This is a genomic window from Nocardia sp. GP40 (assembly GCF_050434125.1).
GTDB classification, from domain to species: Bacteria; Actinomycetota; Actinomycetes; order Mycobacteriales; family Mycobacteriaceae; genus Nocardia; species Nocardia albiluteola.
The window spans coordinates 1-12,436 of record NZ_JBNPVW010000019.1 but is presented as its reverse complement, the minus strand read 5'-3'; the positions used below and the strand labels follow the sequence as shown (position 1 = coordinate 12,436).

General features: G+C 67.1%; 8 protein-coding genes and 1 pseudogene. 2 read left to right on the top strand and 7 right to left on the bottom strand.

Annotation, left to right across the window (positions count from 1 at the left end; genetic code table 11):
- Window positions 1–21: 21 nt before the first annotated feature.
- The 7 genes from ABH933_RS39400 to ABH933_RS39370 all read right to left on the bottom strand — a co-directional run bounded on the left by ABH933_RS39400 (window position 22) and on the right by ABH933_RS39370 (window position 9,402).
- Complete coding sequence (locus tag ABH933_RS39400; RefSeq protein ID WP_429426805.1) at window positions 22–1,182, bottom strand: acyl-CoA dehydrogenase family protein; 1,161 nt, start codon at window positions 1,180–1,182, stop codon at window positions 22–24.
- 79 nt (window positions 1,183–1,261) lie between these two features.
- Window positions 1,262–2,671, bottom strand: coding sequence for an aldehyde dehydrogenase family protein (locus tag ABH933_RS39395; protein ID WP_429426803.1), 1,410 nt, complete (start codon window positions 2,669–2,671; stop codon window positions 1,262–1,264).
- Window positions 2,672–2,673: 2 nt separating this feature from the next.
- Window positions 2,674–4,266 carry a thiamine pyrophosphate-binding protein gene (locus ABH933_RS39390; protein ID WP_429426801.1) on the bottom strand — a complete coding sequence of 531 codons (1,593 nt, stop codon included), beginning with the start codon at window positions 4,264–4,266 and terminating at the stop codon, window positions 2,674–2,676.
- Window positions 4,263–5,075 carry an SDR family oxidoreductase gene (locus tag ABH933_RS39385; protein ID WP_429426800.1) on the bottom strand — a complete coding sequence of 271 codons (813 nt, stop codon included), beginning with the start codon at window positions 5,073–5,075 and terminating at the stop codon, window positions 4,263–4,265. Before ABH933_RS39385 ends, ABH933_RS39390 begins: the two co-directional genes overlap by 4 nt.
- A gap of 21 nt (window positions 5,076–5,096) precedes the next feature.
- The gene (locus ABH933_RS39380; protein WP_429426798.1) at window positions 5,097–7,145 is read right to left on the bottom strand and encodes an acetate--CoA ligase family protein; all 2,049 of its coding nucleotides are present in this window, start codon (window positions 7,143–7,145) and stop codon (window positions 5,097–5,099) included.
- Window positions 7,146–7,389: 244 nt separating this feature from the next.
- The gene (locus ABH933_RS39375; protein WP_429426796.1) at window positions 7,390–8,616 is read right to left on the bottom strand and encodes a Glu/Leu/Phe/Val dehydrogenase dimerization domain-containing protein; all 1,227 of its coding nucleotides are present in this window, start codon (window positions 8,614–8,616) and stop codon (window positions 7,390–7,392) included.
- Window positions 8,617–8,808: 192 nt separating this feature from the next.
- Complete coding sequence (locus ABH933_RS39370; RefSeq protein WP_429426794.1) at window positions 8,809–9,402, bottom strand: TetR/AcrR family transcriptional regulator; 594 nt, start codon at window positions 9,400–9,402, stop codon at window positions 8,809–8,811.
- 196 nt (window positions 9,403–9,598) lie between these two features.
- Between ABH933_RS39370 and ABH933_RS39365 the strand changes: the two genes are divergently transcribed.
- Together ABH933_RS39365 and ABH933_RS39360 are read left to right on the top strand one after the other, a co-directional pair.
- On the top strand, window positions 9,599–11,140 hold the full coding sequence (locus ABH933_RS39365; RefSeq protein WP_429426791.1) for an APC family permease: 1,542 nt from the start codon (window positions 9,599–9,601) through the stop codon (window positions 11,138–11,140).
- A 118-nt stretch (window positions 11,141–11,258) separates the two neighbouring features.
- Window positions 11,259–12,350: pseudogene (locus ABH933_RS39360) on the top strand (IS1380 family transposase); the annotation flags it as partial.
- Between the last annotated feature and the right edge of the window lie 86 nt (window positions 12,351–12,436).

Here is a 12,436-nt window from a genome sequence, read left to right as displayed (position 1 = left end):
CACCGGTGCTTGGGCGGCGAGTCACCCGAGGTTCCGGGAGATGACGAGTCGCATGATGTCGGAGGTGCCTTCCTCGATCTCCTCGAGCCGGACGTCGCGCGACCACTGCTCGACGGGGAATTCCCGGGAGTAACCCCAGCCGCCGAGGGTCTGCACTGCCGCCCAGGTCACGAACGTCGCGGTCTCCGAGGCGGTCAGCTTCGCCATCGCAGCCAAGCCCGTTGAGTCGCCGCCGCCATCGATGACACGGGCCGCGTTGAGCACCATCAGTCGGGAGGTCTCGATCCGGGTTGCCATGTCCGCCAGCCGGAATGCGACGGCCTGATGTTCGATGATCGGCTTGCCGAACTGCTTGCGGGTGCGGGCGTAGTCGAGGGCGTACTCGTACGCGGCGCGGGCGGCACCGACGGCCGCAGCGCCGAGGACGGTGCGGGAGATGTCGAAGGTCTTCATCAACCCGTAGAAGCCCCGACCCTCCTCGCCGAGCCTGTCTTCCTCGGGCACGAACACGTCATCGAAGAACAGTTCGCGGCACACGATCGCGCGCTGGCCCATCTTCTTCATCGGCTCGCCCCAGGAGAATCCGGGCGTGTCCTTGTGAAGCAGGAACGCGGTGACGCCCTTCGAGCGCTCGTTGCGGTCGGTCTTGGCGAAAACCACGTATTGATCGGCGGCGCCGGCATTGGAGATCCATGCCTTCTGGCCGTTGATCTTGTATCCACCGTCGACCTTGGTCGCGGTGGTGATGATGGACGCGGCGTCCGATCCGGATCCGGGTTCTGTGGTGGCGACCGAGGTGATCACCGGGTCTGTGCCGGTGAGCGGGCGCAGCCACTTCTCTTTCTGCTCGTCGCTGCCGAGGGCCATCACCGGGTCGGAGAAGAAGCCGTTGGAACAAATCAGGTTCCCGATGCCCGGATCGCCCCAGCAGAGCTCCTCCTGCACCAGGCACTGGGTGAATACGTCGGTGAAACCGCCGCCGCCGAACTCCTCGGGGATCATGAAGTCGGTGATCCCGACCTGGGCGGCCTTCTTGAAGATGTCGACGGGGGTGACGACGTCGGCTTCGTCCACCTCGCGGCCGCGGGGCCGGATCTCCTTCTCTGCGAAGTCGCGGCACAGCTTGACGATCTCGCGCTGCTCGGCGGTCAGGGGCCAGGGGTCGTACTGCGTGGTAGTCATGATGGGCCTTTCTTGGTTGGCTAGCTAGTTGATCAACGAGGGAGGGGACGATGAATCTGCGGGCGGCGTCCCGTAGAGGTCACAGCTGGACTGCGGTGAGCTCGGTGAACTCCTCGACGCCCATGCGTCCGAGTTCGCGGCCCAGCCCGGAGGTCTTCCAACCACCGAACGGCGCAACGGGATTGAAGTCGGCACCGTTGATGTCAACCTGACCGGTGTCCATTCGGCCCGCGACGGCGATGGCGCGGTCGCGATCTCCCGACCACACTGCGCCGGCGAGGCCGTACACGCTGTCGTTGGCCAGGGCGACCGCGTCCTCGTCGCCGTCGTGGGGGAGCACGACGAGAACCGGACCGAAGATCTCCTCCTGAGCCACCGGATCCGCGCGGTCCACGTCGGCGAGCACCGTGGCCTGCAGGAAGTGACCGCGCTCGGCGATCCGCTCAGTGCCACCCGCCGCGATCCGGGCGCCACGGGTGACCGCGCCTTCGACGGCGTCCGTGATCGAGCGTCGCTGCTTGGCGGAGATCACGGGACCGAGCTGCGTGCCCCGGTCCAGTGGGTCGCCGACGACCATCGCGTCGGCGTGTGCCGCGGCCAGCTCGACTGCCTCGGTATACCGGCTGCGGGGCACGAGGAGTCGTGTCCAGGCGCTGCACGTCTGACCGCTGTTGAGCATCGCGGACTCCACACTCGCGGTGACGGCGGCGTTGAGGTCCGCGTCGTCCAGAACCACGCTCGCTGATTTGCCGCCCAGCTCCAGGCATGCACGCTTGAGCTGCTCGCCCGCGACCCGGCCCACCTGGCGGCCGACCGGCGTCGAGCCGGTGAACGAGACCACGTCGACGCCCGGATGCGCGACGATGGCTGATCCGATCACGGCGCCCCGTCCCGGAACGAGGTTGACCACACCGGGCGGCAGCTCGGTGTCGAGCACGGCGTCGCAGAACAGGTAGGTGGTCAGCGGGGTCAACTCGGCGGGCTTGATCACCGTGGTGCACCCCGCTGCAAGGGCCGCGCCGACCTTCGCCGCGAGTTGGTAGAGCGGGTAGTTCCACGGCGTGATGCAGCCGATCACCCCGGCAGGGCGCCGCAGCACCGTCGAGCTACCGACGATCGTATGCAGGGGATCCTCGCGGGCGATCCTCGCGAAGGAGCCGATCAGCTCGATCGCGAGGTCGACGTGCGCCTCCTCGACCACGGCCACCGGCGCGCCGACCTCGGCCACGGTGGCGTCGATCAGCTGCTGCCGGTCGGCCCGCAGGCGGGTGTGCAGCGAATCGAGAACGTCGGCCCGTTCGGCGGAAGTGCTGCGTCCCCAATTGGTTCCGGCCGCACGGGCCCCGCGCACCGCGGCATCCACGTCCTCCACGGTGCCGGCGGCGGACTGGCCGATGATCTCCTCGGTCGCCGGGTTGTATACCGCGATGACCTCGGGGCACTCCTGCCATTTACCGCCGATGAGGACGGTGTTACGCATCCAGTTCATTACTACTCCTCGTCGCCCTCACGCACATGGATCAGGGTGGGACGGTCCGCGGACAGTGCCGCGGTGACCGCGTACCCCACCTGAGTCGGGGAGTCCAGTGCAACGCCGTGGCAGCCGAGGGCCCTTGCGAGCGCGGGGAAGTCGGGTGCGCCGAGTTCCACCGCGTGAACGGCCTCGTTGCGGTCGACCATCTCGTTGCGGATCTCGCCATAGCCGCCGTTGTCGACGATGATGACTGGGATCGCCAGCCTCGCCTCTGCGGCCGCGGCCAGCTCGGCAATCGTGAACATCACGCCGCCGTCTCCGAGCATCGCGACGACCTGGCGGTCCGGGGCCGCGACCTTGGCGCCGATCGCGGCCGGCAGGCCGAAGCCGAGCGTTCCGACGCCGGTGGGGTAAAGGAATGCACGGGGCCGGTGCAACGGAAGATTCGACAGCGCGCCGTAGTAGCAGGCCATCGCGCTGTCCGCGGCGAGGATCGCGCCCTCGTCGAGCGCCTTGTCCAGCGAGGCGCACAGCGTGAGGTAGCGCTTGCCCTCGCGCTGCGCGTCGGCCCGCAGCCGCGAGCGCCAGGAGGCGGCCCGTTCCTGCCCGCCACCGGATGACGGGTCGATGTAGTCACCCAGCGCGGCGAGAGTTTCAGCCGCATCGCTTACCAGAGCTGCTGTCGGCTGGGCATTGGTCGACACCGAGGTCGGATCGATGTCTATGCGGATCAGCTTGCCGTCGGCGCGCAGCGGTCCGATCCAAAGGTCCGACGGGGCCAGCTCGGTGCCGACGGCGATGACGACGTCGCTGTCCGCGACCAGTTCGGCGACCGTCGGATGGTGCAGGCCGGCGCCGAGCGAGAGCGGATGGTCCTCGGAGAGCACGCCCTTGCCGTTGGCGGTCGTGATCACCAGGGCGCCCAGGCGTTCGGTGAACACGCGCAGCTCGGTGGCCGCCGCGGAGGAACCGCCGCCGGCGATGATCAGCGGGCGCTGGGCCGAGGCGATCAGCTCGCCGGCGCGGCGGAGCGCATCCGGGGCGGGCGCGGCGACGGCGCCCTCAACGGGGGCGACCGCCTCCACCTCCGCGCTGGCATCGAGCAGATCAAGTGGGATCTCCAGGTACGCGGGGCGCGGACGTCCCGCGGTCATCGCGGCGAAGCACTGTGCCACGGCGAGCGGGATCTCCTCCACGCTGGTGACCCGCTGGCTGTGCCCCACAATGGAATCCATTGCACCGAGCTGGTTCTTCACCTCGTGCAGGTAGCCGTTGCCGTTACTGGGATGCCCGAGGGGCAGACCCGGCGCGATGAACAGCACCGGAACCGAGTCCGAATATGCCTGCGCCGCGGCGGCGGCGGCGTTGAGGATCGCCGGGCCGGTGGTGGTGATGCAGACGCCGGGCTTGCCGCTGACCCGGGCGTAGCCGTCCGCGGCGTATCCGGCGCCCTGCTCATGGCGGGGCGATACGTGCACCACGCCCGAATCGGCGAGGGCCGCATAGATCGGCAGGTTGTGGGTGCCGGGAATGCCGAAGACGACGTCGACGCCGTGCCCGACGAGCGCCGCGACGAGCGCCTGCCCGCCGGACTGAAAAGCGATTGTCATGCTTGGGCTCTCTTGGTGGGGTCGGTATAGATGGCTTTGCCGAGCCACTGGCCGCCGTCGACGACGAGCACGTCGCCGGTCACGTAGGAGGCACGGTCCGAGAGCAGGTACGCCGCGGACTCGGACACCTCCTCCGGGGTGGTGAACCGGCCCGCTGGAACGCTGGAGAGCACCCGGGCCCTGGCCTCCTCTGTGGGCCACAGCGCGGCTCCGGCGCCATCTGTCTCTGTGGGTCCGGGGGCGATGCAGTTGAGGCGGACCCCGCGTGCAGCCCACTCGACGGCCAGTGTGCGGGTCATCGCGACCACGCCCGCCTTGGCCGCGGCGCTGTGGACGGTGCCGGGATGGCCGTGCCAGGCGTAGGTCGCGATCACGTTGAGGATCGACCCCTTGCCCGCAGGCAGCATGTGCCGCGACGCCGCGCGGGTGCAGTAGAAGCTGCCGTTGAGAACGATGTCGATCACGGCCTTCCAGCCGTTCGGAGACAGGTTCTCGCCGGGCACCACGAAGTTGCCTGCCGCGTTGTTGACCAGCGCGTCCAGGCGGCCGTTGCGGTCGACGACGGAGTCGATGGCGGCATCGACCGCGCCCGGATCGCGGACGTCGCAGGTGATCACCTGCGCCTTGCCGCCCGCCTGCTCGGCCAGGGCCACGGTCTCATTGAGCGCTTCTTCGCGTCGCCCCAGCACGGCCGCGGTTCCGCCCGCGGCGGCCCAGCGCACGGCGATGGCGCGCCCGATGCCGGAGCCGCCGCCGGTGACCACGGCCACGTGATCGGCGAACTCGGACCTGATGTCTGGTGCTCTCATGAACATTCCTTGTCTGGGGAGTCAGCGGTGGTCTTCGACGATGAGCGCATCGACGGCGAGCACGCCGTCCGGGCCGACGCGCAGCGGATTGATCTCGATCTCGGAGATGTGGGGATGGGACGCGGCCAGCTCGGACACCGCGGCGACCGCGGCAGCGAGCGCCTCGACGTCGACGGCGGGCCTGCCGCGCCAACCCTGCAGCAGTGGAGCGCATTTGAGGCGCTCGAGCATGGCGTGCGCTGTGCCGGTGCTCACCGGGGCCATCTCGACGGCCACGTCCCGGTACACCTCGGCCTCGGTGCCGCCCGCACCCACAACCACTATGGGGCCGAGGTCCGGGTCGCGGCGCGCGCCGAGCAGGATCTCCACGGTGTGCGGGCGGGTGTCGAGCTCCTCTAGCACGTAGTCGCCCTCGCCGAGAGCCGCGTACATCGTGTCGAATGCGTCGGTCACGGTGTCGATGTCGCTGAGTCCGACCTTGACGCCGCCAACCTCACTCTTGTGGTCGAGCCAGCTGGCCTTCAGCACGAACGGGGCGGTGAGCTGCGCGTCGGCGGTCTCGAGGTCCTCGCGGCGCAACACCGGAACACCTCGGGGGAATCGGATCCCGGCGTCCGCCAGCAGCTTCTGGGCGTTCAGGTATCCGGTGCCGAGGTGGTCGGTGCGTTCGACGGGCCTCGTCAGCTCGCGACCGGCGTGGGCGAGCCGGTCGGCGTCGGCCAGCGACCGTATCGCGGTCTCGATGTTCCCGTAGCTGGGGATTAGGTGGGTCCGCATGGCCTCGGTCGCGGGGTTTCCGTCGACCATGGTGTGGACCAGCAGCGGCTTTCGGGTGTGGGTTACCGCGGTGCCCATCGCGTCGACGATCTCCAGTTCCCGGTCTGCCAGGGACGGGGTGTCCACGCCGTAGGTGCCGAAGTATCCGGTGAGTACCACGGCGTCGACCTCGTCCGAGGACAGCAGGAGCGAGACGACATCGGAGTACGAGGCGAGGTCCTTTTCGCCGGACCCCGCGAGGTCCACCGGATTGCTGCACGAGGCGCCGTCCGGGAGGAGTTGCGCGAGTTGGGCTTCTAACTCGGGGGAGAACGCGGGCACCCGCAGGGTCGCGGCGGCGGCGACGTCCGCGGCGATGCCGGTCTGCCCGCCGCTGTCGCCGACGATGGCCACCCGGTTGCCCGCGGGAAGCGAGGTCGCAAGAAGCATCCGCGCCACGTCGACCAGCTCGCTCGGGGTGTTGACCCGGACCACGCCCGCCGCCCGGGCAGCGGCGTCCACCACGTCCAGGTTGGAGGTCAGCGAGCCGGTGTGTGAGCGGGCGAGCCGTGAGCTGGCCTCGCTGCCACCGACGGTGAGCAGGATGGTGTACTTGCCGGCCTCCCGCAGCCGGGTGAGCGTCTCGATGAGTACGGTTCCCGCGGAGAAGCTTTCCAGGTACAGCGCCACCACCCTGGTGCGCTCGTCCTCTATGAGGTCGCCGAGTAGCTCGTCGGCGGTGACGTCCACCTGGTTGCCGATGGACACGAAACGCGAGACGCCGAGGCCGGCGCGGGCCGCGAGGATCGCGATCTCGGACCCGAGCTGACCGCTCTGCGAGATCACCGCGATCGGGCCGGGAGTGAACTGACCCCAGGCCAGCTGCAGGTCGGTGGAGCTGTCGTAGATGCCCAGGCTGTTCATGCCGACGACCCGTGCGCCGGCGTCGGCGATGCGTCGCGCGATCGCCCGCTCGTCGGGTACCCCGGCGGTGATGCCGAGGAAGCCCCGCACGCCCAGGGCCAAGCCCTCGTCGACAACCGAACCGATGTGGTGCGGCGGCACACACAAAGCGACAAGCTCGGGCGCACTGGGGAGTTCACCGAGCGAGCTGTGGCTCGCCTCGCCGAGGATCTCGGCCCTCGACCGGTTCACCAGGTATACCTCGCGGCGGTCGCCGCCGCGGAGCGCCCCCTTGGCTAGCCAGTACCCCCATTTGGCCGGGTCGGAAGTGGCGCCGACGACGGCGACCGAGGCAGGGTCTCGAAAGACCCGCAGATCGGTGTCGGTCTGCGGCGGCACGGGTAATGCCATAGCAACTAGCTCCTGAGTGGATGTCGGTGGACGGCGTGCGCACTAGGCGGAGGCAGCCGTGGAATTGTCTTGGGTATCAGGGAGAACGGCCACTTCGTCGATATTTCCGTCGACGCTCCCCCCTTCGCCCGCGGCGACCGCGTCCAGGGTCAGCGGGACCGATGTATACGCGACGACGAGGCGTCAGTTGCGGGTGCGTGGACCCGCAACGGCTAGTTTCTGAGCGACTCCGCAGCCACAATGATCAGAGTGCGGGAAATTGCAGGGAGATCAGCTCGATCCGCTGTGAGGCCAGGGCGAAAGCTGCGGCGCGCGGGCTGACGCAATGACGGTCGGAGTAGTCGAACATCTGCGCACTGAGGTCCCGGATACGCGCGCTGATCTTGTCGAAGGACTGCTGCGCGGTGCCGTCGATGTCCCCGAACAGCACCCACCACCACCAGGAGTTGGTGGCGGAGTTGGCGAGGAAGTCGGGCGAGAGGGTGACTCCGCGTGCGATCAACGCTTCCTCGGCCGCGGGCGTCACTGGCATGTTCGCGGCCTCGACGATGAGCTTCGCCTGTACGTCACCGTGATTCGACTCATCGATGCAGTACGAGGTGGCGGCGGGAATGAGCACCTCCGCTGGCACCGAAAGCCACTGTGCGCTGGAGAGTTCCGTATCGTCGGCACCGAGCTGTGTGCGGTCCACACCACCAGTGGCGTCGCGGGTGAGGAGGAGCTTTTCGACGTCAAGCCCGTTCGGGTTCGTGACGACACCATGGACGTCGGCGATGCCGACGATCCGCACCCCGGCCCGGGCCAGGAATCGCGCCGTCGCTCCGCCCATGGATCCGAAGCCCTGGATTACGGCCCGGGTCGACTTCGGATCCAAGCCCGTGCGCTCCATCGCGGCAAGAGCAGCCTCGGCGACGCCGAATCCTCCGACCAGTTCGTCAAGTTTGACGCCGTCGACGATCGTGGCGAATGCGGTCTTCATCCGGGAATCGGCCGCGGCGGGGTCGTCGATCACCTGGTACGCGGCCTGTACGGAGCTCGAGAGCCCGATCTCACTGATCGCGCGGTCGACCGACTCCTGACGAACACCGAAGTCCTCTCCCATGGTCCAGCGCTTCTCGATGAGCGGAGCCATGGCACTCAAGTAGCGGCCGAGCACCTTCTCGGCGTCGGAGTGGTAGGGGTCGAAGTCGATGCCGCCCTTGGCGCCGCCGAGCGGCACGTACTTGGCGCTGTCCTCGTAGTGGATGGCTTCCTTGAGGGTCATCCCACGCGCGAGCCCGCGAACCTCGTTCAGCGAGCAGCCGGCACGCATTCGGAGGCCGCCGCTGGAGATGCCCCGCACCAGGCGATCGATCACCAGGTACCCCACAGCTTCGCTGTCGGGGTCATGCCATGTGACCTCGAAGAATGGTTCGTCAGAGGTGTTGGTGACGATGGTCGATCCGATGGCGTTGGGGAGGGTCAATGACATGGCGGGCTCCTGTCGCGATTCACGATCCGATCTAACTGATTGCTCAGTCAGTATCGAGGTGACGCCCGCCACCGTCAAGGGGTGACAGCAAAGAGATTCGTGCCGTCATCGAAATCCGGCGCTGGATCCACGAGCTCGGCGGGATCGGGCAGGGGTGACGCAGAGGGAGAACGTTCCGCCAACAGGTTGGAGTCAGAGACCCAGTTCAGACTTGATCACGTGATCGATCCAGGTGGAGAGGTCTTCTCGGGAGACTGCCCCGTCGAGCGCCACGAGCTGCACGGCGAGCCCATCGAGCATCGCGGTCAGCCGCCAGGCGGCGCCCCGAGGATCGCCTGCGGTGAATTCGCCGTTGGCCACACCTTCTCGAATCAGATCCGTGACCACCTCCCGCCACCGCATGTCCAGCCGCTGGGTCACCTCACGTAGCGCGGGCAATCGGAGGCAGGCGGACCAGGCCTCGATCCACAAACTCCAGCCGATGGCAACGCCGGTCGGCCCGTACTCGTGCAGCACTATCCGGAGGCGGTGCTCGACGGTCCCGTCGGTAGCGGCCAGAACGGACTCGAGGTTGTCCAGGTCGCGCTCGGATGCGAGCTTGAACGCACTGATGACGACGTTCTCGAGCGTCTTGAAGTGGTAAAAGATCAGCCCCGTGCTGATGCCCAGCGCCTCCGCGATGTCCGTCGCTCGCAAACGCTCGATTCCGGACGCAGTGACGAGGTCTAGGGTGGTCGCGAGGATCTCGCGCCGCCGGTCTCTGGTGTCTTTCTTCGGGCTTCCCACACGGCCAAGTTACGCGCCGGTTCAGGCCTTCAGTGGGAGGTGTCCCGGATTGGGGGTTGACAGAGATGTGATCCAGGTCGCACAGTAGCCACGTTGACTGATTGCACAGTCAGCCGACGGCCGGTCCCGTAGACGAAGCTGGTAGTGCTTCTTGCGGTTGCACCATTGCGAGTTCTAGATCTCGAGGAGAATCATCGTGTTCGATACGGCAACCATCGATTCCACTGAGGAACTTGTCGAGGAGAAGGCGAAGCTCAAACGCGGGCTCAGACGGTTCGACGTCTTCTTCCTCCTGCTGTGCTCGCTCGTCGGCCTCGACGCGATCGGCTCAATCGCCGCGGCGGGACACGAGGCATTCACCTGGCTGCTGATCCTTACCGCACTGTTCTTTGTTCCGTACGGATTGATTGTTGCGGAGCTGAGCGCGACGTACCCGATCGAGGGAGGGCAATACACCTGGACGCGACTGGCCTTCGGCCGGTTCGTCGCTGGCGTCGCCCAGCTGGTCTACTGGCTGTCGAACCCCGTGTGGGTCGGCGGGACACTCTGCGTGGTCAGCATGGCCACGTTCGAGACATTCGTGCACCCGCTTCCCGGCGCGTGGAAGTACATCGCCGGACTGATCTTCATCTGGGCGGGCATCCTGTCGACCTCGGTGTCGCTCGAGGTCGGCAAATGGGTGCCCACATTCGGTGCCATTGCTCGGATCGTGCTCCTGGGGTTCTTCTTCATCTCCACATTTGCGTACGGGATCATCAACGGTGTTCAGCCGCTGCACTTCTCAGACTTCAGCCCGACCTACCTCGGCTTCGTCGCCCTGGTTCCCCTGATTGTGTTCACGTTCGTCGGCTTTGAAGTCTCGAGTTCGGCAGCCGAAGAGATGGAGAATCCGCAACGCAGCATCCCACTGGGTGTGCTCCGATCGGGCCTCACCTCCTTCCTCATGGTTGCTGCCCCGATCGCCGGCATCCTGGTTGTTCTTCCGCAGGCACAGGTCAGTCACCTCGGCGGCTTCATCGATGCGTGCAAGGCCGTGTTCACGATCTACGGCGGCCACGTGAACGCTGATGGGACGTCCGAACTGACCGGAGCCGGCCAGGCAATCGGCCTTGTCTGCGCCCTCGGCCTCATCATCGCCCTGTTCACAAGTGGAGTGGCTTGGGCGCTCGGCGAGAGCCGCGCTCAGGCGGTCGCCTGCGCAGACGGCACCGGACCGGCGTACTTCGGCGTCATCTCGAAGCGATTCGGCACACCCGTCCGTATCAACGTGCTGTCCGGGATCCTCGCGACGATCGTCATGGTCGCCGCACTGAACCTCACCGGGGGAGACACCGGCCAGTACTTCAGCGCAGGCCTCAACCTCGCCATCTCGATGACGGTCATCGCCTACATGGCCGTGTTTCCCGCGCTGCCGGTGCTACGCAAGAAGTTCCCCAACACGCCCCGCCCCTTCGAGATCCCCGGAGGAACGATCGGCGGATACGTCGCCTCGGCACTCGCAACGGTGATTGCAATGTTTGCGTTCTGCCAGCTGGTGTGGCCGGGGATCGGCGTCGGCTGGTTCGGATCCCAGGGATCTCCGAACGATTCGCTTCCTGCCGGTTTCACCAGTCAGCGCATGGCCTACGAGGTGACCCAGGTTGTGCCGCTTGTGCTCTTCCTCGGAATCGGTGTCGTGTTCTACCTGATCGGCCGGTACCAGAAGCGGTCGGAGTTCGAGGCGACGAGCCATCACTAAGACCACGGATTCACCGAAATTGGTGACAGCGTGCACGGGACATGAAGAAGGGCGCTCCGACCTGCGATAATTCTTCTTGCTGAGGGAAAAATCATCGCGAGTGAGGAGCACCCTTCCGGTGCGGAAGTCTATCTCGCCGTATCCGGCGTTGGCTGTGGACGGTGACGGTTCGGGGGTGGTGTCGCAGGCCGGGTCGGTGCTGCTGGTGCGTACCGCTGAGCGGGTCGGCTTGGTCAAGGGCTTGTCGAAGGCGTTGGCGCCGTGGCGTAAGCGGTTGGCCACGCACGATCCGGGCAAGATCGTGCTGGATCTGGCGGCGTCGCTGGCGGTCGGCGGGGACTGTGCGTCGGATCTGGCGGTGCTGCGGGCCGATCCGGGCGTTTTCGGGCTGGTGGCGTCGGATCCGACCGTGTCGCGTCTGGTTGCTGTTCTGGCGGCTGACACGCCGAAGGTGTTGTCGGCCATCGCTTCTGCGCGCGCCGAGGCACGCGCACACGCGTGGGCGCTGGCCGCCGAGCACGCTCCCGGACACGGTATCGATGCCGAGCATCCGCTGACCATCGATCTCGATGCCACTTTGACCGACGCGCATTCGGAGAAGGAAAACGCGGCCCCGACGTTCAAGCGGGGCTTCGGGTTCCACCCGTTGTGGGCGTTCATCGACCACGGCGCCACCGGCACCGGCGATCCCGCCGCAGCGATGTTGCGGCCGGGCAATGCCGGGAGTAATACCGCCGCCGACCACAAACAAGTCCTCCACGATGCCCTCTCCCAGCTGCCGTGGCGGCCGGCGTGGCGGGTCGGACGGAAAGTGCTGGTGCGCACCGACTCCGGAGGCGGCACCCACGAATTCCTCGACTACTGCCACCGCCGCCGGTTGCAGTACTCGAGCGGGTTCACCCTCACCGACGACATCGTGGCAGCCATCGACACTCACCTCTGGCCTGCGGACTGGACACCGGCCTACGACGCCGACGGCGAGGTCCGCGACGGCGCCCGGGTCGTCGAAGCTACCGGTATCACCGAGTTGACCGGATGGCCGCCCGGCATGCGGCTCATCATCAGGAAGGAGAGGCCGCATCCCGGTGCTCAGCTGCGGTTCACCGATCGTGACGGGTTGCGGTTGACCGCGTTCGTCACCAACACCAGCCGAGGTCAGCTCCCCGATCTGGAGCTGCGCCACCGCCGCCGCGCCCGCTGTGAATCTCAATGAAGATGTCAAGCAGGGATGGCCTCTCGCACGGCAACTGGCGGTGTGGCGGTGAAGTGTCGTCCGTCGCGGAGCAGGGCCCAGAG